This window comes from Streptomyces olivaceoviridis (assembly GCF_014650115.1).
In the GTDB taxonomy this organism is placed as follows: Bacteria; Actinomycetota; Actinomycetes; order Streptomycetales; family Streptomycetaceae; genus Streptomyces; species Streptomyces olivaceoviridis.
On sequence record NZ_BMUI01000021.1, the window covers coordinates 55,714 to 78,272 of the forward strand.

Sequence of the window (22,559 nt, forward strand, 5' to 3'; positions counted from 1 at the left end):
GCCGGGCGCGCGCCTGCGAAACTGACGGAATGTACGCAGACGGGGGCCGCCGGAACAAGGCGGAGCAGGACGCGGCGACGGTCGAGACCGGCTACGCGCTCGTCAGCGCCGCGTTCGCTGCGGCGGTGCTGTTCGGGGCCGTGGCCGGGCCCGCGCTCCTCTTCGACCTGCCCGACCTCCCGTCGAAGGTCCTGCTGCGGCTCGGCATGACGGTCGCGTCGGTCGTGTTCGTGGCCCGGGTGGTCAGCGTGCTGGTGCGCTTCCGGCGGACGGCTCAGCCCAGCCAGCCGGGCCGCACCAACCCCGACTCGTAGGCGAGGACCACGAGTTGGGCGCGGTCCCGGGCGCCCAGCTTCACCATGGTCCGGCTCACGTGCGTCTTGGCCGTGAGCGGGCTGACCACCAGCCGACGGGCGATCTCCCCGTTGGACAGGCCGATGCCCACCAGCGCCATCACCTCCCGCTCCCGCTCGGTGAGCCGGGCGAGCGCGTCCGCAGCCGCGGGTTGCTTGGACCGCGCCGCGAACTCGGCGATCAGCCGACGCGTGACGCCCGGCGACAGCAGTGCGTCCCCCTCGACCACCGCCCTTACGGCGCGCAGGAGTTCGTCCGGCTCGGTGTCCTTCACCAGGAAGCCGGAGGCACCCGCGCGGATGGCCTCGAAGACGTACTCGTCCACTTCGAAGGTGGTGAGCATGACCACCTTCACGTCCGCCGACGCCGGGTCGGAGGTGATGCGCCGGGTCGCGGCCAGACCGTCCAGCACCGGCATGCGGATGTCCATGAGCACGACGTCCGGCCGCAGTTCGCGCACCCGGCGCAGCGCCTCCTCGCCGTCGGCCGCCTCGCCGGTCACCTCGATGTCCGGCTGGGCGTCGAGCAGCGCCCGGAAACCGGCGCGCACCAGCGACTGGTCGTCGGCCAGCAGTACCCGGATCACTGGTCCTCCCCGAGGCGCGACGGCAGGACGGCGAGCACCCGGAAGCCGCCGTCGGGGCGCGGGCCCGCCTCGACGGTGCCACCCAGCGCGGCGGCCCGCTCCCGCATGCCGGCCAGCCCGTTGCCGCCGCCCCCGGCGTCCGCGCCGGTCGCCGGTCCGTCGTCGTCGATCCGCAGCCGCAGAGCGCCGTCGGCGTACGCGAGGCGCACGCGCGCGTGCCGGGAACCGGAGTGGCGTACGACGTTGGTGAGTGCCTCCTGAACGATGCGGAAGGCGGCCAGGTCGGCGCCCGGCGGCAGCCGGGGCGGCTCGCCCTCGGTGTCGACGGTCAGGCCGGCCGCCGCGGCCTGCTCCACCAGTTCCGGCAGCCGGTCCAGACCGGGCGCGGGAGCGCGCGGCGCGGCGCCCGGGGCGCGCAGGGTGCCGAGGACCTGGCGCACCTCGCCGAGCGCCTCCTTGCTGGCGGCCTTGATCGTGGTGAGCGCGGCCCGCGCCTGCTCGGGGTCGCTGTCCAGCAGCGCGAGTCCCATGCCGGCCTGGACGTTGATGACGGAGATGCTGTGGGCGAGGACGTCGTGCAGCTCGCGGGCGATGCGCAGCCGCTCCTCGTCCGCGCGCCGTCGCGCCGCCTCCGCGCGGTCCGCGCGCTCCCGTGCCCACTGTTCGCGCCGCACCCGGGCCAGCTCGGCGAGGGCGACGACGGCCAGCACCCAGGTGGCGACGACGATCTCCTGGCCGATGCCCGCGCCGCGGTCCCCGGCGGGCGGAAGCCATCGGTACAGCCAGAGCGCGACCAGGACGTGTCCCGCCCACAGCAGGGCCACGGCGGCCCAGGCCGCCCGCCGGTGCCCGGCGACGACCGCGCCGAAACAGCCGACCGCCACGGTGAGGAAGACCGGTCCGTACGGGTGGCCGAGGGCCAGATAGGCGAGGGTCGCAGTGGCCGTGCCGAACGCCACGGCCACCGGGTGGCGATGCCGCCACAACAACAGCGCCGCGGCGACGAGCAGCAGCACGCGCGCGTAACCGTCGAGCGGCACCCGGTCCGGCTGGGCGTGCGCGGCGAAGTCGCTGCCGACCAGCACGAACGCGGTGAGCAGCACGGTGGAACGCCACGGCGGCCGGGCGCGGTGCGTCACGGCCCGGTCCGGGCGGTTCCACCCCGGCGGCCCGTACCGCCACCCGTGCGAGGGGCCGCCGCCGCGCTGCTCGTCCATGCGGGCCACGCTAGACGCCGACGCACCGGGACGACGTCAGCCGGGCGAGGCGATCACAGGTACTCCCGGGGGAGTACGCGCCGCAGGACGCCGGGGTGACGTGGCTCACGGGGGGCGTCGCCGGACGGGACCCCGCATCCCCGACGCCAGGCGGGACCCCACGCCCCGGACGCCGGACCGGACTCCCCGCCCCGAACACCGGACCGAACCCCGCATCCCCAACGCCAAGCGGGACCCCACACCCCGGACGCCGGACCGGACCCCACACCCCCGATGCCAGGCGTGGACTGCCCGCTCCGGACGCCAGGCAGGACTCCGCATCCCGCACGCCGGACGGGACCCCGCATCCCGGTCCCCGGCGGGAGCAGCGGCGGGGCGAGCCGGGCGGCCGGCCGACGCCGGGACGGGACGGGACGGTCCGCGGTGGGCGTGGTCCGGCACCGGGGCACCACGCCGCGGGCCGGTGCCGCACGCGTCAGCGCGCAACCCGACCCGGCCCCGGCCGGGGAAGAGCCCGGGGCGGTCAGGTGACGTCCTCACAGGGCAGTCCCACGGAGGTGTACCTGCCGTTGTCCAGCTCCCAGCCCTCGGCACAGGTCTGGCCGGTTCCCCGGCCCTTCCCCGCGACGCCGGGGTAGGCGCTGTCCTTGCCTTCCACCCTCATGCCGGGGCCCCACACGTTGATGTGGCCGTAGAACCGGTTCGAGCCGCTGTAGTAGCCGCTCGTCGTGTAGCCGGACGCGTTGCCGACCACGTTGACGCAGACCTTGTGATTGCATCCGTGCGCGTCCCTGTGCCCAGGGGTCTTGCTCACCCGGAGGCACACGTCCCGCGCGCACTGCCAGGCCGCGCTTTCGTGGGCCGTCTCGGCGGCGCCGGCACCGGCGCTTGCCGTGATCAGAGCGAATGCCGCTGCCGCAACGAGCAGAGAACGCATGGAACCTCCTGTGTGACCGGCTCAGAGAGCACCCTGGTGCTCAGTCAAGCCACGGCCGCGACCGGCCCGGCAGGAGATCCGCCGCCAAACCACCCTGAAGAGGGGCAACGCCCCACTCACCCCCGCCCCAGCCCCACCCCCTCCGCCAGTCGGCCGGCCGCGTGGCGGAAGAACGTCTCCCGGTCCTCCACCACCCGGTTGAACTGGCCGAACAGTTCGAAGCCGATCAGTCCGAACAGCTGGGCCCAGGCCGCCACCAGCGCCACCGCGGCCTCCGGCGGTACGTCGGCGGCGAAGTCGGCGACCATGCGCGCGCCCTCGGGACGCAGGTCGGCCGGGAGGGAGAGCCCGGACAGGCCCGGACCCTCGTGGGCGTCCCGCACGATGCCGATGAAGACCATGCCGACGCGGGCCGCGGCCGGGACGGTGGTCTCGGGGGCGGAGTAGCCGGGCACGGGTGAGCCGTAGATCAGCGCGTACTCGTGCGGATGGGCGAGCGCCCAGTCGCGGACCGCCTCGCACACGGCGATCCAGCGGGCCGGCGGCGGGGCGTCGGCCACGGCGTCCCGGGCCCGCTCGGCCGCCTCGCCGACGGAGTCGTAGGCGTCGATGATCAGGGCGGTCAGCAGGTCGTCCCGGCTGGGGAAGTAGCGGTACAGGGCCGACGAGACCATGCCCAGCTCGCGGGCCACGGCCCGCAGGGAGAGCTTGGCCGCGCCCTCCGCCGCGAGCTGTCTGCGCGCCGCCTCCTTGATGGCCGCGGTGACTTCCTGCCTGGCCCGGGCGCGGGCACCTTGTGCGGTGGTCATGCCAGCAGTGTGCCATGCGGGAGAGCGGTGCACACAGACGAGAGCGGCAGACAAAAAAGAGAGCACCGCTCTTGCTTCGGAGCACCTCTCTCCCCCACACTGGAGTCGAGCGAGAGCACCGCTCTCTCAAACCGTGGGGGTCACCATGCCGACACACGTCGTCCAGCCGGGCTGGTTCACCGTCAACGTCTTCAACCGGGCCGTCTCCTGGCTCACCCGGCGCGGCATCAGCGTCTGGGGCTCCCGGGTCCTCGCGGTGCGGGGGCGCAAGAGCGGGCAGTGGCGCACCACGCCGGTCAACCTGCTGACGGTGGACGGGCAGCAGTACCTTCTGGCCCCGCGCGGCCACGTCCAGTGGACCCGGAACATGCGCGCGGCCGGCGGCGGCGAACTGCGGCTCGGCAAGAACGTGGACGTCTTCACCGCGACCGAGGTCGCCGACGACGACAAGGTCCCGCTGCTGCGGGCCTACCTCAAGCGCTGGAAGGCGGAGGTCGGGGTCTTCTTCAACGGCGTCGGCCCCGACTCCCCGGACGCGGAGCTGCGCCGGATCGCCCCCGACCACCCCGTCTTCCGCATCACCGTCACGAACTGACGGACTCCTCCGCCGAGGCGGCCTGGCTCCGGTCGAACGCGGTCAGGGCGCGCTGGGCGATCGGGTGGGAGCGGATGAGCTCGCCCAGCGAGGTGGAGCCCTGGGTGATGTCCCGGAACGCCCGCCAGGCCGGGCGGAACCCGGTGAGGGCCGCGTGGAAGAGGCCGGGGCGCTTCTCGAACACCGCCAGCATCCGCTTGCCGACGCTCATCTCGACGCCGAGCCCCGCCTTGATCGCGAACGCGTAGTTCAGGGCCTGGCGGCGGGTGTCGACGGCGTCGTGCGCCTCGGCGATCCGGACCGCCCACTCCCCCGCCAGCCGGCCCGAGCGCAGCGCGAAGGAGATGCCCTCGCGGGTCCACGGCTCCAGCAGGCCGGCCGCGTCCCCGCAGACCAGCACCCGGCCCCGGGACAGCGGCGAGTCGTCGGCGCGGCAGCGGGTCAGGTGCCCGGAGGAGATGGCGGGCTCGAAGCCGGCGAGACCCAGCCGGGCGATGAAGTCCTCCAGGTACCGCTTGGTGGCGGCGCCCTCACCGCGCGCGGAGATCACACCGACCGTCAGCGTGTCGCCCTTCGGGAAGACCCAGCCGTAACTGCCCGGCATCGGGCCCCAGTCGATGAGGACCCGGCCCTTCCAGTCCTCGGCGACCGTCTCGGGCACCGGGATCTCCGCCTCCAGGCCGAGGTCGACCTGGTCGAGCTTCACGCCGACGTGGGCTCCTATCCGGCTGGCGCTGCCGTCGGCGCCGACGACCGCGCGGGCCAGCACCGTCTCCCCGCCCTGGAGGACGACGGCGACCGTGCGCCGGTCCGGCACCGCCGAGCCGTGCTGCTCGACCCGCTGCACGGTGACGCCCGTCCGCAGTTCGGCGCCCGCCTTCTGCGCGTGCTCGACCAGTTGCTGGTCGAACTCGGGGCGGTTGATCAGCCCGAACAGCATCTGCTTGGAACGGCGGGTGCGGGTGAAGCGGCCGTTGTTGGAGAAGGTGACCGCGTGCACCCGGTCCCGGAAGGGCAGCTCGAAGCCGGGCGGCAGCGCGTCGCGCGAGGGGCCGATGATGCCGCCGCCGCACGTCTTGTAGCGGGGCAACTCGGCCTTCTCCAGCAACAGCACGCGCCGTCCCGCGACCGCCGCCGCGTAGGCGGCCGAGGCGCCCGCGGGGCCCGCGCCCACCACGACGACGTCCCAGACCCGCTGCACGTCGTCCGCCGAAGAGTTCTCGCCGCTCACGATGGTCTACCGCTCCGATCAAGCCGTTGCCGAGTGTCCTGTCGCATCCTACGGCGGCCGTCCGCGCAGGCCACTGTGGGAGGATCGGTCCCACCCCTACAACGTCGCACCTACGAGGAGCGTGCCCATGCCGTCGAATCCGGTCGCCGAGACCGTCGCCTCGCTGCTGCCCCGGGCGAAGGCGGAGCTGGCCGAGCTGGTCGCCTTCAAGTCGGTGGCGGACTTCGCGCAGTTCCCGAAGAGCGAGAGCGACGCCGCCGCGGGCTGGATAGCCGACGCGCTGCGCGCCGAGGGCTTCACGGACGTGGCCCTGCTGGACACCCCGGACGGCACGCGGTCCGTGTACGGCCACCTCCCGGGCCCGGACGGTGCGAAAACGGTTCTGCTGTACGCGCACTACGACGTGCAGCCCCCGCTGGACGAGGCCGGCTGGGCCACCCCGCCGTTCGAGCTGACCGAGCGCGACGGCCGCTGGTACGGCCGCGGGACCGCCGACTGCAAGGGCGGCTTCATCATGCACCTGCTCGCGCTGCGCGCCCTCAAGGCGAACGGCGGCGTCCCGGTGCACGTGAAGATGATCGTGGAGGGCTCGGAGGAGCAGGGCACGGGCGGCCTGGAGCGGTACGCCGAGCAGCACCCCGAGCTGCTGGAGGCGGACACCATCGTCATCGGCGACGCGGGCAACTTCCGGGCCGGCCTGCCGACGGTGACCACCACGCTGCGCGGTATGACCATGGTCCGGGTGCGGATCGACACCCTGGCCGGCAACCTGCACTCGGGCCAGTTCGGCGGCGCCGCCCCGGACGCGCTGGCCGCGCTGATCCGGGTGCTGGACTCGCTGCGCGCCGAGGACGGCTCCACCACGGTCGACGGCCTGGACGCCACGGCCCGGTGGGACGGTCTGGAGTACGCCGAGGAGCAGTTCCGCACGGACGCCAAGGTGCTGGACGGCGTCGAGCTGATCGGTGGCGGTTCGGTCGCCGACCGCATCTGGGCCCGCCCGGCGGTCACCGTCCTCGGCATCGACTGCCCGCCGGTCGTGGGCGCCACCCCGTCGGTGCAGTCGAGTGCCCGTGCCCTGATCAGCCTGCGGGTGCCGCCGGGCGTGGACGCGGCGGAGGCCACCCGGCTGCTCCAGGCGCACGTCGAGGCGCACACCCCGTGGGGCGCCCGGGTCAGCACCGAGCAGATCGGCCAGGGCCAGCCGTTCCGCGCCGACACCTCCAGCCCCGCCTACCAGGCGATGGCCGACGCGATGGCGGTGGCCTACCCGGGCGAGACCATGAGTTACGCGGGCCAGGGCGGCTCCATCCCGCTGTGCAACACGCTCGCCGGTCTCTACCCGAAGGCGGAGATCCTGCTCATCGGGCTGAGCGAGCCGGAGGCGCAGATCCACGCGGTCAACGAGAGCGTGTCCCCCGAGGAGCTGGAGCGGCTGTCGGTCGCGGAGGCGCTGTTCCTGCGCAACTACGCGGCGAGCTGAACCGTTCTGCCCATGGCAGAGGAACCTCGCCCCCGGCCGGGGGCCTCCCTACGGTCGGCGCATGGACGTCATCGAACTGCTGCCCCGCCTGTACCTGTTGCGCTTCCCGGTCGGCCAGTCCTACCTCTGGCGCGACGGCGACGAACTGACCCTGGTCGACGCGGGTCCGGTCGGCTCCGGCCGGACGATCGCCGACGCGATCACCGCTCTGGGCCGCTCCCCGCAGGACGTACGACGCATCGCCCTGACCCACTTCCACGAGGACCACGCGGGCGGGGCGGGCGAGTTCGCCGCGCTGAGCGGGGCGGAGGTGCTGGCGCACCCGCTGGACGCGCCGTTCGTGCGGGGTGAACGGCCGGGTCCGCCGCCACGGTTCGAGGAATGGGAGCTGCCGATCCACGCGGAGGCGGCCCGGCACCTGCCCGAGGGCCCGCCGGTGCCCCCGCCCGCCCTCACCGAGGTGACGGACGGGGACGTCCTCGGCTTCGGCGGCGGGGCGCGGGTGGTGCACGTCCCGGGGCACACGGACGGCAGCATCGCGCTGTTCCTGCCCGCGCACGGAGTGCTCTTCACCGGGGACACGGTGGCGGCGGCACCGGACGACGGAACGCCGGTGGCGGGGGTGTTCAACCTGGACCGGGGCCGACTGCTCGCCTCGATCGGGCGTCTGGCGGACCTCGAGGCGGAGGTGGCCTGCTTCGGCCACGGCGATCCGGTCCTGAGCGGCGCCACCGCCGCACTCCGCTCGATCGTCGCGACGCCGGGTCAGCCCACCGGCACGCCCGCCTCCAGGTAGAGCGCGCTGCCCCGCTCCCGGGCGCGCAGCGCCCAGCGCAGCCGCTCGTAGCGGACGGGTGGCAGCATGGCGGCGGCCTCCTGCTCCGTGGCGAACCGCCAGGCGCGCAGTTCCGGGCCGGGCAGCAGCACCCGGGACGCCTCCCCGGACTCCAGCCGGCCCCCGTCGAACAGCAGCCGCAGCCCGCCGAACCCGGGTGGCACGGGCCGCTCCCAGTCCACGACGAGCAGCCGGGGCACCTCGCACAGGTGTATCCCGGTCTCCTCGGCGACCTCGCGCATCCCGGCGCGGGCCGGGGCCTCGCCCCGCTCCACCACGCCGCCGGGGAACTCCCAGCCGGGCTTGTAGGTGGGGTCGACCAGCAGCACCCGGTCGTCCTCGTCGAAGAGCAGCACGCCGGCGGCGAGCGTCTCGGCGGTCGGCTCGGGGGTCTGGACGATGTCGCAGACGGGTACGGCCCCGCTGCCGACGGCGTCGGCGATGCGGACGGCGGTCTCGTAGGGGGTGAGGTCGCTGGTGTCGACCGGGTGGGCGTCGGCGGTGAGCCAGGAGGCGAGGGCGGCGCGGTAGGGCTCGATGTGGTCGTAGGACCACTGCCGTACGCGTATCTCGCCGTCCGGCAGGTCGGGCGGGATCTCCCGCTCGGCTATCCGCTCGCGCAGGATCGTTTCGGCCGGGGTGAGCAGCAGATGGTGCACGGTGATCCGGCGGGCGGCGAGGCCACCGAAGATCTCGTCCCGGTACTCCTGGCGGAGCAGGGTCATGGGCACCACGAGGGTGCCGCCCAGCTCGGCGAGCATCGCGGCGGCGGTGTCGACCACCAGCCGGCGCCAGATCGGCAGGTCCTGGAAGTCGCCGACCTCGGCGAGGTGCTTGGGCGGCAGCAGGTGCGTGAGCGCCCCGCCGAGGACCTCGGGGTCGAAGAGCGCGCTGTTCGGGATCAGTTCGATCAGTTCGCGTGCCGTGGTGGTCTTCCCCGCACCGAACGCGCCGTTGATCCAGACGACGGTCACGGACTCCCCCTCCTGTGTCGGCCCCCTGAGGCTTGCCCGCTCCACCCTGCCACGGAAACCCCGTCCCGTTGAGGGCGCCTGTCCGCGCGCACACGGGAGTGCCGGCGCCCCCCGCGGCGGGGGCACCGGCACGCACGCCGTACGCCGCCGGGGGTTACTCGTGTCCGAGGGCGCCGTGGTCGACGTCCAGGCTGTCCTGGGCGACGAGGTGGCCGGCCGAGTCGAGGGTGTCCGAGACGTTGAGGTCGCCGAGGGGTGCCTGGTCCGCCGCGTGGGACGGGGTGACGGCGGCCACGACGAATCCGGCGGCGAGGGTGGCGATGGCGAGCAGGCTGCGCTTCTTCATGCGCTGATCAACTGCGCGGAGGGTCCGCGAGTCACGCTGCGGCTCGCGCGCACCGGGCCGTTACCCCACCAAGCGAACACACCCAAACATCTGACAAGCCTCTTCCAACACACTCAGACACGTCCTACCGTAAACGCGCACCGATGACGCGTACATGCAGTCATCCCGGTTTCGCGAGTCGGAGGAACGTCAACGATGCGTCACCCTCACACCCGCACGACCCGCCGAAGAGTGGCCGGAGCGCTCACCGCCGGCCTGCTGTGCGCGGCGGGCCTCGCCTCCCCCGCCCTGGCGGCCCCCGCCGAGACCCCCGCCGCGCCCGCCCTCGCCGACGGGCTCGCCCTCACCCCGCCGATGGGCTTCAACAACTGGAACTCCACCCACTGCCGCGCCGAGTTCAACGCGTCCATGGTCGAGGGCATCGCGGACCTGTTCGTGGAGAAGGGCCTGAAGGACGCGGGCTACCAGTACGTCAACCTGGACGACTGCTGGGCCCTGCCGGACCGTGACGCGAACGGCAAGCTGGTGCCCGACCCCGCCCGCTTCCCGGACGGGATCAAGGCGGTCGCGGACTACGTCCACGCCAAGGGGCTCAAGCTCGGCATCTACACCAGCGCCGGGACCAAGACGTGCGACAACACGGGCTTCCCGGGCGCCCTGGGCCACGAGTACAGCGACGCACGGCAGTTCGCCGACTGGGGCGTGGACTACCTGAAGTACGACAACTGCAACAACCAGGGCGTGGACGCCCAGCAGCGCTACCGGACCATGCGGGACGCGCTGAAGGCGACCGGGCGGCCCATCGTCTACAGCATCTGCGAGTGGGGCCAGAACAAGCCCTGGGAGTGGGCCTCGGACGTCGGCCACCTGTGGCGGACCACCGGCGACATCAGCGACAGCTGGAGCTCGATGCTGTCGATCCTGAAGCAGAACCTCCCGCTCGCGCCGTACGCCGGCCCCGGGCACTGGAACGACCCCGACATGCTGGAGGTCGGCAACGGCGGCATGACGGACACCGAGTACCGCTCGCACTTCTCGCTCTGGTCGGTCATGGCCGCGCCCCTGCTCATCGGCACCGACCTGCGCAAGGCATCCCCGGCGACCTACGACATCCTGGGCAACAAGGAGGTCATCGCCGTCGACCAGGACCCGCTCGGCAAGCAGGGCACCGTCGTCTCCTCCGGGGGCGGGCGCTGGGTCGTCGCCAAGGAGATGAAGGACGGCAGCCGCGCGGTGGCCCTCTTCAACGAGTCCGGCACCGCCCAGCGGATCGCCACCAGCGCGCGTGCCGTCGGCCTGCCGGGCGCCGACGCCTACGCCCTGCGCGACCTGTGGCAGCACCGCACGTACAACACCGTCGGCACCATCGCCGCCACCGTCCCGGCACACGGCACGGTTCTGCTGCGCGTCTCGGCCGACCCGCGCTGGGCCACCCACCCGCCGGCCGTCGAACTCGGCCTGGACGGCAGCACGTTGCTGGAGGCGGGCGGCCCGGCCACGCTCACCAGCACCGTCACCGACCTCGGCCGGACACCCGCGCGACAGGTCTCCGTGTCGCTGACCGGCCCCGCCGGCTGGACGGTACGGCCCACCTCGGCGACCTCGGCCTCCACGCTCGCCCCCGGCGGGACACTGCGCACCGGCTGGCGGGTGACCGCGCCGTCCGGCACACCGACCGGCTCCTACGGCCTCACGCTCACGACGAACTACCGCTCACCGTCCGGCACACCGGTCACCAGCACCCTTCCGCTGACCGCGTCCGTCGTCGTGCCGCCGCCCGCCGGGACGTCGTACCTCGGTGACCTGCCGTGGCTGTCGGCGACCAGCGGCTGGGGACCGGTGGAGCGGAACACCAGCAACGGGGAGAACGCCGCAGGTGACGGGAATCCGCTCACCGTCGGCGGGACGGTGTACGCCAAGGGGCTCGGCGTCCACGCGCTCAGCGACATCTCCTTCTACACCGGTGAGGCCTGCGAGAAGGTCACCGCGGAGGTCGGCGTGGACGACGAGAAGGGCACGAAGGGGACCGTCGCCTTCGAGATCTGGGCGGACGGCACGAAGGCCGCGTCCACCGGCGTCCTCACCAACGCGATGCCCGCCCAGTCGCTCACCGCCGACGTGACCGGCGCCCAGGTGGTCCGGCTGGTCGTCACCGACGGCGGCGACGGCGTCGACTCGGACCACGCGGACTGGGCGGACGCCCGCCTCACCTGCTGACCCCCGGGGCCCGGCTCCGGGCCCGCCCGGAGCCGGGTCCGCGGCTTCACCGAGGGCTGGGTCCGGGGCCTCGCCGGGTCGTCTGCCTGATCCGGCGAGCCTCTGGCCCGCCCCGCCGCCGGAACCGGCGAACCCTAGCGGCTCGCCGCCGTCGCGTCCGGGGTGCGGATCAGGGCCGCCGCAGCCGCGCCGACCAGGCCCGCGTCGGTGCCCATCTGCGCGGGCACGACGGTGAGGTGCCGCACGAAGGACAGGGTCGCGTAGTCGGTGAGGGCCTTGCGCAGCGGCGTGAACAGGACGTCGCCCGCCTTGCCGACGCCCCCGCCGATCACCGCGATATCGATCTCGACCAGGGTCGCGGTGGCCGCGATACCGGCGGCGAGCGCCTGCGCGGCCCGCTCGAAGGAGGCCACGGCCACCGGGTCGCCCGCGCGGGCGGCGGCGGCCACCGCGGCGGCCGAGGTGTCACCGTCCGGCCCGGGGCGCCAGCCGTGTTCCAGCGCCCGGCGGGCGATGTTCGGGCCGCTGGCGATCCGCTCCACGCAGCCACGCGAGCCGCACGGGCAGAGATCGCCGTCCAGGTCGACGCTGATGTGGCCGATGTGCCCGGCGTTGCCGGTCGGACCGGGATGCAGGCGTCCGCCCAGCACCAGGCCACCGCCGACACCCGTCGAGACCACCATGCACAGCGCGTTGTCGTGACCGCGCGCGGCGCCCTGCCAGTGCTCGGCCGCGGTGATCGCGACACCGTCGCCGATCAGCTCCACCGGCAGGCCCCCGGTGACCGTGCGCACCCGGTCCACCAGGGGGAAGCCGCGCCAGCCCGGCACGTTCACCGGGCTCACGGTGCCCGCGGAGGCGTCGACCGGCCCGGCGCTGCCGATGCCGATCGAGCCCGCGCGTCCCCACAGGGGCGACCCGGCGAGGTCGCCGAGCACCTCCGTCACGGCCCGCATGACCGTTTCGCCGTCCTGCTGGGCGGGCGTGGCGCGCTGGGCCCGGGCCAGGATCCGGCCGCCGCCGTCCACCAGCGCGCCGGCGATCTTGGTGCCGCCGATGTCCAGGGCCGCCACGAGGTCGGTGTGCATCAGAGTCAGATCTCCCCGTTCAAGCTTGAAAACCAAATGGAGGCAGGCCGGTCAAGCGGTGGGGCGCAGGCCGGAGACAGCGGTGGACAGTCTCTCGCGCATCTGACAACGTTGTCCAGGCTCTATGCTCGACGCCACATCCTCATACAAGCCCACGGTTCGCGCACCACCCCCGTGGACGGACGAGAGACAGGACAGACGCATCGTGCCCGAGACCACCCGCCGCGCAGACCGCCTCCCCGGAAACCGGTACGGCAACCGTCCGACGATGAAGGACGTGGCGGCGCGCGCCGGGGTCGGGCTGAAGACGGTCTCCCGGGTGGTCAACGGTGAACCCGGGGTCACCCCGGACACCGAGCGCCGGGTGCAGGAGGCGATCGAGGCGCTCGGCTTCCGCCGCAACGACAGCGCCCGGGTGCTGCGCAAGGGCCGGACGGCGAGCATCGGCCTGGTGCTGGAGGATCTCGCGGACCCGTTCTACGGCCCGCTCAGCCGCGCCGTAGAGGAGGTGGCCCGCGCGCACGGCGCCCTGCTGATCAACGGCTCCAGCGCCGAGGACCCCGAGCGGGAGCAGGAGCTGGCGCTGGCACTGTGCGCGCGCCGGGTGGACGGTCTGGTGGTGATCCCGGCCGGGGACGACCACCGCTATCTGGAGCCGGAGATCAGGGCGGGTGTGGCGACCGTGTTCGTGGACCGCCCCGCCGGACGGATCGACGCGGACGTCGTACTGTCCGACAACTACGGCGGCGCCCGCGACGGGGTCGCCCACCTCATCGCGCACGGTCACCGCCGGATCGGGTTCATCGGCGACATGCCCCGCATCCACACCGCGGCGGAGCGGCTGCGCGGCTACCGGGCGGCCATGGAGGACGCGGGCATAGCCGTCGAGGAGCGCTGGATGTCCCTCGGCGCGACGAACCCGGAGCGGGTGCGCCGGGCGACGGAGGAGATGCTGTCCGGAGCCGACCCGGTGACCGCGATCTTCGCCGGCAACAACCGGGTGACGGTCACGGTGATCCGGATCCTCGCCGAGCAGTCCCGCCCGGTCGCGCTCGTCGGCTTCGACGACATCGAGCTGGCCGACCTGCTCCAGCCCGGCGTCACGGTCGTCGCCCAGGACGCGGCGGCCCTCGGCCGCACCGCCGCCGAGCGCCTCTTCCGCCAGCTCGACGGCACCCTCCTCGCCCCCGAACGCATCGAACTGCCGACCCGCCTGATCACCCGCGGCTCGGGCGAACTGCCGCCGGCGGTCTGAGGGGGTACCGGCGGCGGGCCTCGCGGCCGGATGCCTGGATGGAGCCCCGCGGCCCGGGAGGAGGAGCCCGGTCACCGGACGCCCTCCTCCCCGAATCGCCCCTCGCTACTGCGCGGAGGCCGTCAGGTCGCCGCGGCGGGGGGACGCGAAGCTCTCCAGGTCGGTGCGGGTCAGGCCGGTGAGGCGGGCGACCTCGGGGAGGTCGAGGGCGCCGCAGTCCAGGCCGCGCAGCAGGTAGCCGCTGAGGGCCTTGGCGGTGGCGGGCTCGTCCATGACGTCGCCGCCGGCCCCGTTGGCGTACCGGGCGAGGCGGGCCGCCGCCTGCTCGAACCCCTCGCGGTAGAAGGCGAAGACCGCCGCGTAGCGGGTGGGGAGGTGACCGGGGTGCATGTCCCAGCCCTGGTAGTAGGCGCGGGCGAGGGCACGGCGGGTGAGGCCGTAGTGCAGGCGCCAGGCGTCGTGGACCTTGGCGGTCGGGCCGACGGGGAGGACGTTGGTGGAGCCGTCGGACACCCGGACGCCGGTGCCGGCCGCCGCGACCTGCATGACCGCCTTGGCGTGGTCGGCGGCCGGGTGGTCGCTGGCCTGGTGGGCGGCGGAGACGCCGAGGCAGGCGCTGTAGTCGAAGGTGCCGTAGTGCAGCCCGGTGGCGCGGCCCTCGGCGGCCTGGATCATGCGGGCGACGGTGGCGGTGCCGTCGGCGGCGAGGATGGCCTGGCTGGTCTCGATCTGGATCTCGAAGCCCAGGCGTCCGGCGTTAAGGCCGTGCGCCTTCTCGAAGGCCTCCAGGAGCCGGACGAAGGCGCCGACCTGCTCGGGGTAGGTGACCTTGGGCAGGGTGAGGACCAGGCCCTCGGGCAGGCCGCCGGCCTGAACGAGGCCGGTGAGGAAGACGTCGAGGGTGCGGATGCCCCGGTCGCGTACGGCGGCCTCCATGCACTTCATGCGGATGCCCATGTACGGCGCGGCCGTGCCGTTCGCGTACGCCTCGGCGATCAGACGGGCCGCGCGGGCGGCCGTCTCGTCCTCCTCGGCGTCGGGCCGGGGGCCGTAGCCGTCCTCGAAGTCGACGCGCAGGTCCTCGACGGGCTCGCGCTCCAGCTTGGCGCGGACGCGGGAGTGGACCGGCTCGGCCAGTTCGTCGGACAGGCCGAGGACCGCCGCGAAGGAGGCGGCGTCGGGGGCGTGTTCGTCGAGCAGGGCGAGCGCCTGGTCGCCCCAGGAGCGAAGGGTGCCGGCGGCGAAGGCGTCCCCGGGGACGTAGACGGTGTGGACGGGCTGCCGGGTGCCGGGGTCCCCGGGGTAGCGGCGTTCCAGCTCCGCGTCGACCGGTGCGAGGGAGGCGCTGATCTCCTCGCTGACGGCACCCGCGAGGCTCGTCGCCACCTTCTCCTGCTGACCCATCCCACACCCTCCAAGTTTCCGCTCTGCGGAATCAACAATCCGTAGAATGAAGTTATCCGGGTGGTTCTCACTGGTCAACACCCCGTCCGGACCCTGGCCGCCCGCGCCCGCCCGCCGGCACCAGGATGCACCGAGGCCCCGGTGACCGGGTCGGTCACCGGGGCCTCGGGCGCGCCCTGGGCGGATTCAGCCCTTGCGGGTCTTGATCTCCTCGGTCAGCTGCGGGACGACGTCGAACAGGTCGCCGACCACACCGAAGTCGACCAGCTCGAAGATCGGGGCCTCGGCGTCCTTGTTGACGGCCACGATCGTCTTCGAGGTCTGCATACCGGCACGGTGCTGGATCGCACCGGAGATGCCGTTGGCGATGTAGAGCTGCGGCGAGACCGACTTACCGGTCTGGCCCACCTGGTTGGTGTGCGGGTACCAGCCGGCGTCGACGGCGGCACGCGAGGCACCGACGGCCGCGCCGAGCTGGTCGGCGAGGGCCTCGATGATCGAGAAGTTCTCGGCGCCGTTCACACCGCGGCCACCGGAGACCACGATGGCGGCCTCGGTCAGCTCCGGGCGGCCCGTCGACTCACGCGGCGTGCGGCCGGTGACCTTCGTGCCGGTCGCCTTGTCCGAGAAGGTCACGGACAGGGCCTCGACCGCACCCGCGGCCGGGGCGGCCTCGACGGCGGCCGAGTTCGGCTTGACCGTGATGACCGGGGTGCCCTTGATGACGCGGGACTTGGTGGTGAAGGACGCGGCGAACACCGACTGGGTGGCCACCGGGCCCTCGTCGCCGGCCTCCAGGTCGACGGCGTCGGTGATGATGCCGGAGCCGATGCGCAGCGCCAGGCGTGCGGCGATCTCCTTGCCCTCGGCGGAGGACGGCACCAGCACGGCGGCCGGGGAGAGGGCCTCGTAGGCGGCCTGGAGGGCGTCCACCTTCGGCACGACCAGGTACTCGGCGTACTCGGACGCGTCGTGGGTGAGGACCTTCACCGCGCCGTGCTCGGCGAGCGTGGCGGCGGTGTCGGCGGCGCCGTTGCCGAGCGCGACGGCGACGGGCTCGCCGAGGCGGCGGGCCAGGGTCAGCAGCTCCAGGGTGGGCTTGCGGACGGCACCGTCCACGTGGTCGACGTAGACGAGGACTTCAGCCATGGGATTGCTCTCCTGCGAAACGAAGTTGAGGGGCGGTCAGCGGGGGCGAGCCTCAGATGAACTTCTGGCTCGCGAGGAACTCAGCGAGCTGCTTGCCGCCCTCGCCCTCGTCCTTGACGATGGTGCCGGCCGTGCGGGCCGGACGCTCGGTCGCGGCCTCGACCTTGGTGAACGCGCCGTCCAGGCCGACCTCCTCGGCGTCGATGTCGAGGTCGGACAGGTCCCAGGACTGCACCGGCTTCTTCTTGGCCGCCATGATGCCCTTGAAGGACGGGTAGCGGGCCTCGCCCGACTGGTCGGTGACGGAGACGACGGCCGGGAGCTGCGCCTCAAGCTGCTCCGAGGCGGCGTCACCGTCGCGGCGGCCCTTGACCGTGCCGTCCTCGACGGAGACCTCGGACAGCAGCGTGACCTGCGGTACGCCGAGGCGCTCGGCGACCAGCGCCGGGACGACACCCATGGTGCCGTCGGTGGAGGCCATGCCGGAGATGACCAGGTCGTAGCCGGCCTTCTCGACGGCCTTGGCCAGGACCAGGGAGGTGCCGATGGCGTCGGTGCCGTGCAGGTCGTCGTCCTCGACGTGGATGGCCTTGTCGGCACCCATCGAGAGGGCCTTGCGGAGCGCGTCCTTGGCGTCCTCGGGGCCGACCGTCAGGACGGTGACCTCGGCGTCGTCCGCGTTCTCCGCGATCTGGAGGGCCTGCTCGACCGCGTACTCGTCCAGCTCGGAGAGCAGACCGTCCACGTCGTCGCGGTCGACGGTCAGGTCATCGGCGAAGTGCCGGTCGCCAGTGGCGTCGGGCACGTACTTCACAGTGACAACGATCCTCAAGCTCACGCCGGCTCTCCTACTGCATCGTCATTTCGGGCTGCCTCTTGCAGGCAGCATAGGCGCCTCTAGCGGCCGATCCCGGTCGGGGCGTCCGCACGCTCCGAACGAAATATTACTCGCCAGTACACCTAGTCCATGCCCGCTAAGCAAGCGCTTTGAACTGTGACCTTCGCAACGCAGCGTAACCGGAACCCGACGGCCTCGCAGGAGGGGGCGGCACGATCAGGACGTGATCAATCCCGCAGGCCGTTGAAGCGGCCCTGGTGGTAGAGGAGCGGGCGGCCGGCGCCCGAGGGGTCGCCGAGGACCACCTCGGCGAGCACGATCCGGTGATCACCGGCCGGGACCCGCCCGACGATCCGGCACACCAGCCAGGCGAGCACGCCGTCCAGCACCGGGACGCCCTCCGGGCCCTCCCGCCAGACGGTGGGCGCGCCGAAGCGGTCGGCACCGCTGCGGGCGAAGGTGGCCGCCAGTTCACTCTGGTGCTCGCCGAGTATGTGCACGCCGACATGACCGGCCTCGGCCACCGCGGGCCAGCTGGAGGCGCCGGTGCCGATACCGAAGGAGACCAGTGGCGGGTCGGCGGAGACGGAGGCCAGGGAGGTGGCGGTGAAGCCGACCGGGCCGGAGGCGCCGCGCGCGGTGATCACCGCCACACCGGCGGCATGCCGGCGGAAGGTGGAGCGCAGCAGGTCGGGGGAGGCGAGCCGAGCGGTGCCGAGGTCGGGCGTGGCCGTCATGGAACTGTCCTTCTGCGGAAGTCGGGGCGTGGGTCCGTGGCAGCTCAACGACCCGGACAGCACGCGCTCGCGGTACGGGCCAGGTCGACGTGGACCCGGCCGTAGAGAAGGACTTCGGTCGGCATACGGTCAGGCTGACGATAGGTGGCGCGTACAGTCAAGCTGGTTCCGGGATCTGGAAGATGTCCCACCGTTCCCTGACACCCGCTCACACGGCCTCCCCGAGGGCGGCGATGACGTCGGCCTTGCGCGGCTGTCCGGCGGCGCGCCGCACCACCTGTCCGCCCGCGTCGAGGACCAGGACGGTGGGTGTCTTGAGGATCTCCAGTTCGCGTACGAGGTCCAGGTGCGCCTCGGCGTCGACCTCGACGTGGGTCACGCCCGGGACCATCGCGGCGACTTCGGCGAGGACGCGCCGGGTGGCCCGGCAGGGTGCGCAGAAGGCGCTGGAGAACTGTAGGAGCGTGGCGCGCTCCCCCAGTTCGCCGCCGAGTTCGGCCGCACCGAGCCGCCTGCCGTCTTCGTGCCCGCGCACCCGCGTTCTCCCCTTCCGCCGCTCGTACGGCTCCGCCTCTGCGCCCGCCGTCGCGAGCACCGCCCGGCACACCGCCGGCCATCCACACAGAAGCGTTCCGGCGACCGCAAAGATTCCCGGGCCGTGCCGGACGCGGCGGCTGTCGTCATGATCCGGCATGTCCCCGCCCCCTCGGGGAACGAGGACACGCATGGAGTAAGGGGACATGAGGATCCACGGTGGGATGTAGGCCGACGTGACGAGGATCTCGCCGCCGCGGGGCACCAGGACTGGCCCCCGGTCCGTTCTTCGGGCACGATCTGCGAGACGCCGTAAACCTACGGCTGCGTAACTTTCCCGCCGGGAGCCCCTTTCCCGAGCAGAGCAGAAAGGGTCCACCCCGCCCATGGCAGAGTTGGTCTACCGTCCCGTCATCGGTTTCGCCAAGACGATGTTCAAGGTCTGGGATCTGCGGATCGACTGCCAGGGGTCGGAGAACATCCCGCGCGCGGGCGGCGCGGTGCTGGTGAGCAATCACATCAGCTATCTGGACTTCATCTTCAACGGCCTGGCCGCGCTGCCGCAGAAGCGTCTGGTGCGGTTCATGGCGAAGGAGTCGGTCTTCCGGCACAAGGTCTCCGGGCCGCTGATGCGGGGCATGAAGCACATCCCGGTGGACCGCAACCAGGGCGAGGCGGCGTACGCGCACGCGCTGGACTCGCTGCGCTCCGGTGAGGTCATCGGGGTGTTCCCGGAGGCGACGATCTCGCAGTCCTTCACGCTGAAGAGCTTCAAGTCGGGCGCGGCCCGCCTGGCCCAGGAGGCGGGCGTCCCGCTGGTCCCGATGGCGGTGTGGGGCACGCAGCGGCTGTGGACGAAGGGCCACCCCCGCAACTTCAAGCGCAACCACCTGCCCGTCACCATCCGCGTCGGCGAGCCGGTGGAGGCACCGCGCGACCAGTACGCCGGCGCGATCACCCGCCGCCTGCGCGAACGCGTCCAGGAACTCCTGGACGCCGCCCAGCGCGCGTACCCGGGCCGCCCCAAGGACCCGGAGGACACCTGGTGGCTCCCCACCCACCTGGGCGGCACGGCGCCGACGACCGAGGAACTGCGCACGGCCGCGGCCGAGGCACACTGAGGCCCCCGGCACGGACCGAGCGAACGGGGTCCCTGCCGGGGGCTCGGCCAACGGAACGCCCGGCCCGACCCGGTCACCGGCGCGCAGCGCACCAGCCCACCCACTGGCTGAGGTTGACCGGGGACACGAGCAGGTCGATCGGGGATCGGGCGCCCGAAGCGGTGTGCACCTCGCGCCGGGCGGACAGGTGCGGACCTCGTGCGGCACACGCCCGGACAGGCGGACGGCGGGGCGGCGGGCGACGTCGTCCCGCGGAGCCGAACTCACCTGGCTGCCGGACCCGTTGACGATGCGGCACCCTCGATCGCGAAGGCCATCCGTCCCGTCTCAGAGGGTCCCGTCTCAGAGGGTGCCGGGGAGCGTCTTCCACAGGTACGGCCGGTCGGGTGCGGCCCGCAGGGCAGCGAGAACGGCCGGGTGTGGTGCGGCGTACAGAACGGGATAGTCCGTCTCGCCGGACGCGGGGTCCGGGGTCCAGGCCAGCCGCTCACCCTCCAGCGAGAACCGGGCGTCGACGCCGGACTTGTTGCCGCGGGGGTCCTGCCGGTGCCAGGCACCGTGGAAGCGGACGGCGGCCAGGCCGTGGACCACGTGCCCGCCCTCGCCGTCCGCCAGCCGCTGGTAGCACAGGGCGGCCGGGATGTCCTCGGCCCGCAGCAGGGCGACCAGGGCGTGGGACTTGGCGTAGCAGATGCCCGTACCGAGGGCCAGCACGTCGGAGGCGCGCCAGGTGACGCGGAGGTCGCCGGAGTCCTGGGAGTGCGGGATGGCGTCCCGGACGTATTCATAGGCGACCCGCGCATATTCATACGAGTCGGCGACTTCAGCCGCCAGACGGGCGGCGGTCTCCCGGACCACCGGATGATGGTGGTCGATGACCTCATCAGCGGCCAGGTAGACGGACAGGTCGGCGGTGTCCTGGGTGAGCTCCATGCCCGCAGAGCATAGGAACGCGATCACCCGAGAGTCAATGGATTTTCGAGTGACCGCATACCTATGCAGAGTCGAGGGCGAGTCGGCGGCTAGCGCGCCATCTCCTCCTTCAGCGCCGCCACGAACGTGTCGACGTCGTCCTCCGTGGTGTCGAAGGAGCACATCCAGCGCACCACCCCGGCGCCCTCGTCCCAGAAGTAGAAGCGGAACCGCTTCTGGAGCCGCTCGCTCACGTCGTGCGGCAGCTTGGCGAAGACACCGTTGGCCTGCACCGGGTAGAGGATCTCCACGCCGTGCACGGCGCGGACGCCCTCGGCGAGCCGCTGGGCCATCTCGTTGGCGTGCCGGGCGTTGCGCAGCCACAGGTCCTTGGCGAGGAGCGCCTCCAGTTGCACGGAGACGAAGCGCATCTTGGATGCCAGCTGCATCGACATCTTCCGCAGGTGCTTCATCTGCCGCACCGCGTCCTGGTTGAGCACGACGACCGCCTCGCCGAACACGGCGCCGTTCTTCGTCCCGCCCAGGGAGAGGATGTCGACGCCGACCGCGTTGGTGAACGTCCGCATGGGCACGTCCAGGGAGGCGGCGGCGTTGGCTATCCGGGAGCCGTCCAGGTGCACCTTCATGCCGTGCGCGTGGGCGTGCTCGCAGATCGCGCGGATCTCCTCGGGCGTGTAGAGGGTGCCCAGCTCGGTGCTCTGGGTGATCGACACGACCTGGGGCATCGCCCGGTGCTCGTCCTCCCAGCCCCAGGCCTGCCGGTCGATCAGCTCGGGCGTGAGCTTGCCGTCCGGCGTGGGCACGGTGAGCAGTTTGAGCCCGCCCATGCGCTCGGGCGCACCGCCCTCGTCCACGTTGATGTGCGCGCTCTCGGCGCAGATCACCGCGCCCCAGCGGTCGGTGACCGCCTGGAGCGCGACGACGTTCGCGCCGGTGCCGTTGAAGACCGGGAAGGCCTCCGCGGTGGCCCCGAAGTGGCTCCGGATGATCCGCTGGAGGTTCTCGGTGTAGTCGTCCTCGCCGTACGCCACCTGATGGCCGCCGTTGGCCAGGGCCATGGCGGCCAGCACCTCCGGGTGGGCGCCGGCGTAGTTGTCACTGGCGAAACCGCGGACCTGCGGGTCGTGGTGGCGACGCGCGTCGGTCTTCGGAGGGTTCACGGCTTCTCGGTCAGCCACAGACGGTTTCCGTTCACTTCCGCGGCGGGCTTGTTCCAGACGCCTTCGATGGCCTCGGCCAGGTCCTTGACGTCCGTGAAGCCCGCGAACTTCGCGTTGGGGCGTTCGGCGCGCATCGCGTCGTGCACCAGCGCCTTGACCACCAGGATGGCAGCCGCCGAGTGGAGGCCCTGCTCGCCCCCCGCCTTGCGGAAGCCGTCGGCCATGGCGAGGGTCCACGCCTCGGCGGCGGCCTTGGCCGCGGAGTACGCCGCGTTGCCCGCCGTCGGCTTCGACGCGCCGGCCGCGCTGATGAGCAGGTACCGGCCGCGGTCGCTGCGCCGCAGGGCGTCGAAGAAGGCGAGCGAGGTGTGCTGGACGGTGCGGATGAGCAGCTTCTCCAGCAGGTCCCAGTCGGCCAGGTCGGTCTCGGCGAAGGTCGCGCTGCCGCGCCAGCCGCCCACGAGGTGCACCAGACCGTCGATCCGGCCGTGCTCCTTCTCGATGCGCGCGGCCCAGTCGCGGGCCGAGCGCAGGTCGAGCAGGTCCACGGTCTCGCCGGTGACGACAGCGCCGCCACGGGCGTAGCGGGCCGCGTCCACGGACTCCGCCAGCCGCTCCGGGTTGTTGTCCGCGCCGACGACGACCGCACCCGCCTCGGCGAGCCGGACCAGCGTCGCGTGCCCGGCGGGTCCGCCCGCACCCGCCACCGCGATCACCGCACCGCTGAGAGACCCGTTCCCCACCATGTTCTTCCCC

General features: G+C 72.8%; 24 protein-coding genes. 7 read left to right on the plus strand and 17 right to left on the minus strand.

The window, feature by feature from the left end; all coding sequences use genetic code 11:
- Positions 1–29: 29 nt before the first annotated feature.
- Positions 30–314 carry a DUF6332 family protein gene (locus tag IE273_RS31515; protein ID WP_189818573.1) on the plus strand — a complete coding sequence of 95 codons (285 nt, stop codon included), beginning with the start codon at positions 30–32 and terminating at the stop codon, positions 312–314.
- Here IE273_RS31515 and IE273_RS31520 read toward each other — a convergent pair.
- The 4 genes from IE273_RS31520 to IE273_RS31535 all read right to left on the minus strand — a co-directional run bounded on the left by IE273_RS31520 (position 275) and on the right by IE273_RS31535 (position 3,903).
- Positions 275–940, minus strand: a complete 666-nt coding sequence (locus tag IE273_RS31520; protein WP_189818574.1) for a response regulator transcription factor — start codon at positions 938–940, stop codon at positions 275–277. The genes IE273_RS31515 and IE273_RS31520 overlap by 40 nt on opposite strands.
- On the minus strand, positions 937–2,166 hold the full coding sequence (locus IE273_RS31525; RefSeq protein WP_373309421.1) for a sensor histidine kinase: 1,230 nt from the start codon (positions 2,164–2,166) through the stop codon (positions 937–939). The genes IE273_RS31520 and IE273_RS31525 overlap by 4 nt, the downstream gene beginning before the upstream one ends.
- Before the next feature lie 514 nt (positions 2,167–2,680).
- Complete coding sequence (locus IE273_RS31530; protein WP_189818576.1) at positions 2,681–3,094, minus strand: hypothetical protein; 414 nt, start codon at positions 3,092–3,094, stop codon at positions 2,681–2,683.
- Between the two features lie 116 nt (positions 3,095–3,210).
- Positions 3,211–3,903: a TetR/AcrR family transcriptional regulator gene (locus IE273_RS31535; RefSeq protein ID WP_189818577.1), complete on the minus strand. Its 693-nt coding sequence runs from the start codon at positions 3,901–3,903 to the stop codon at positions 3,211–3,213.
- 145 nt (positions 3,904–4,048) lie between these two features.
- Between IE273_RS31535 and IE273_RS31540 the strand changes: the two genes are divergently transcribed.
- Complete coding sequence (locus IE273_RS31540; protein WP_189818578.1) at positions 4,049–4,498, plus strand: nitroreductase family deazaflavin-dependent oxidoreductase; 450 nt, start codon at positions 4,049–4,051, stop codon at positions 4,496–4,498.
- Here IE273_RS31540 and IE273_RS31545 read toward each other — a convergent pair.
- Positions 4,488–5,729: a geranylgeranyl reductase family protein gene (locus tag IE273_RS31545; protein ID WP_189818579.1), complete on the minus strand. Its 1,242-nt coding sequence runs from the start codon at positions 5,727–5,729 to the stop codon at positions 4,488–4,490. The two genes, IE273_RS31540 and IE273_RS31545, sit on opposite strands and share 11 nt — an antisense overlap.
- Positions 5,730–5,856: 127 nt before the next feature.
- On the opposite strand from IE273_RS31545, the gene IE273_RS31550 reads away from it, so the two are divergent.
- On the plus strand, positions 5,857–7,212 hold the full coding sequence (locus IE273_RS31550; RefSeq protein WP_189818580.1) for a dipeptidase: 1,356 nt from the start codon (positions 5,857–5,859) through the stop codon (positions 7,210–7,212).
- A 61-nt stretch (positions 7,213–7,273) separates the two neighbouring features.
- Positions 7,274–8,008: an MBL fold metallo-hydrolase gene (locus IE273_RS31555; protein WP_189818581.1), complete on the plus strand. Its 735-nt coding sequence runs from the start codon at positions 7,274–7,276 to the stop codon at positions 8,006–8,008.
- Here the strand turns inward: IE273_RS31555 and IE273_RS31560 are convergent.
- The gene (locus IE273_RS31560; RefSeq protein WP_189818582.1) at positions 7,978–9,021 is read right to left on the minus strand and encodes an NUDIX hydrolase; all 1,044 of its coding nucleotides are present in this window, start codon (positions 9,019–9,021) and stop codon (positions 7,978–7,980) included. The two genes, IE273_RS31555 and IE273_RS31560, sit on opposite strands and share 31 nt — an antisense overlap.
- 154 nt (positions 9,022–9,175) lie before the next feature.
- On the minus strand, positions 9,176–9,367 hold the full coding sequence (locus tag IE273_RS31565) for a hypothetical protein (protein ID WP_189818583.1): 192 nt from the start codon (positions 9,365–9,367) through the stop codon (positions 9,176–9,178).
- A gap of 195 nt (positions 9,368–9,562) precedes the next feature.
- Here IE273_RS31565 and IE273_RS31570 point away from each other — a divergent pair, with 195 nt between their 5' ends.
- Positions 9,563–11,584, plus strand: a complete 2,022-nt coding sequence (locus IE273_RS31570; protein ID WP_189818584.1) for an NPCBM/NEW2 domain-containing protein — start codon at positions 9,563–9,565, stop codon at positions 11,582–11,584.
- A 134-nt stretch (positions 11,585–11,718) separates the two neighbouring features.
- Here IE273_RS31570 and IE273_RS31575 read toward each other — a convergent pair whose 3' ends face one another.
- Positions 11,719–12,672: an ROK family protein gene (locus IE273_RS31575; RefSeq protein WP_189818585.1), complete on the minus strand. Its 954-nt coding sequence runs from the start codon at positions 12,670–12,672 to the stop codon at positions 11,719–11,721.
- Between the two features lie 205 nt (positions 12,673–12,877).
- Between IE273_RS31575 and IE273_RS31580 the strand changes: the two genes are divergently transcribed.
- Positions 12,878–13,927, plus strand: coding sequence for a LacI family DNA-binding transcriptional regulator (locus tag IE273_RS31580; protein WP_189818586.1), 1,050 nt, complete (start codon positions 12,878–12,880; stop codon positions 13,925–13,927).
- A 105-nt stretch (positions 13,928–14,032) separates the two neighbouring features.
- Here the strand turns inward: IE273_RS31580 and IE273_RS31585 are convergent, their stop codons facing one another.
- The 6 genes from IE273_RS31585 to IE273_RS31605 form a co-directional block, all read right to left on the minus strand.
- Positions 14,033–15,331 carry a DUF6986 family protein gene (locus IE273_RS31585; protein WP_189818587.1) on the minus strand — a complete coding sequence of 433 codons (1,299 nt, stop codon included), beginning with the start codon at positions 15,329–15,331 and terminating at the stop codon, positions 14,033–14,035.
- Between the two features lie 186 nt (positions 15,332–15,517).
- Positions 15,518–16,480: an electron transfer flavoprotein subunit alpha/FixB family protein gene (locus IE273_RS31590; protein ID WP_189818588.1), complete on the minus strand. Its 963-nt coding sequence runs from the start codon at positions 16,478–16,480 to the stop codon at positions 15,518–15,520.
- A gap of 52 nt (positions 16,481–16,532) precedes the next feature.
- Positions 16,533–17,318, minus strand: a complete 786-nt coding sequence (locus tag IE273_RS31595; RefSeq protein ID WP_189818589.1) for an electron transfer flavoprotein subunit beta/FixA family protein — start codon at positions 17,316–17,318, stop codon at positions 16,533–16,535.
- A gap of 227 nt (positions 17,319–17,545) precedes the next feature.
- Positions 17,546–18,055 carry a flavin reductase family protein gene (locus tag IE273_RS31600; RefSeq protein WP_189818590.1) on the minus strand — a complete coding sequence of 170 codons (510 nt, stop codon included), beginning with the start codon at positions 18,053–18,055 and terminating at the stop codon, positions 17,546–17,548.
- A gap of 44 nt (positions 18,056–18,099) precedes the next feature.
- Positions 18,100–18,180 (minus strand): putative leader peptide, encoded by an 81-nt coding sequence (locus IE273_RS45290; protein WP_359834543.1) that lies wholly within the window; start codon positions 18,178–18,180, stop codon positions 18,100–18,102.
- Between the two features lie 83 nt (positions 18,181–18,263).
- Positions 18,264–18,662, minus strand: a complete 399-nt coding sequence (locus tag IE273_RS31605; RefSeq protein ID WP_189818591.1) for a thioredoxin family protein — start codon at positions 18,660–18,662, stop codon at positions 18,264–18,266.
- Between the two features lie 313 nt (positions 18,663–18,975).
- Between IE273_RS31605 and IE273_RS31610 the strand changes: the two genes are divergently transcribed.
- Complete coding sequence (locus IE273_RS31610) at positions 18,976–19,710, plus strand: lysophospholipid acyltransferase family protein (protein WP_189818592.1); 735 nt, start codon at positions 18,976–18,978, stop codon at positions 19,708–19,710.
- Positions 19,711–20,052: 342 nt separating this feature from the next.
- Here the strand turns inward: IE273_RS31610 and IE273_RS31615 are convergent, their stop codons facing one another.
- The 3 genes from IE273_RS31615 to IE273_RS31625 form a co-directional block, all read right to left on the minus strand.
- Positions 20,053–20,643 carry a transglutaminase-like domain-containing protein gene (locus tag IE273_RS31615; protein WP_189818593.1) on the minus strand — a complete coding sequence of 197 codons (591 nt, stop codon included), beginning with the start codon at positions 20,641–20,643 and terminating at the stop codon, positions 20,053–20,055.
- A gap of 89 nt (positions 20,644–20,732) precedes the next feature.
- Positions 20,733–21,803, minus strand: a complete 1,071-nt coding sequence (locus IE273_RS31620) for a threonine aldolase family protein (RefSeq protein WP_189818594.1) — start codon at positions 21,801–21,803, stop codon at positions 20,733–20,735.
- Positions 21,800–22,549 (minus strand): SDR family NAD(P)-dependent oxidoreductase, encoded by a 750-nt coding sequence (locus tag IE273_RS31625; protein ID WP_189818595.1) that lies wholly within the window; start codon positions 22,547–22,549, stop codon positions 21,800–21,802. Before IE273_RS31625 ends, IE273_RS31620 begins: the two co-directional genes overlap by 4 nt.
- Positions 22,550–22,559: the final 10 nt, after the last annotated feature.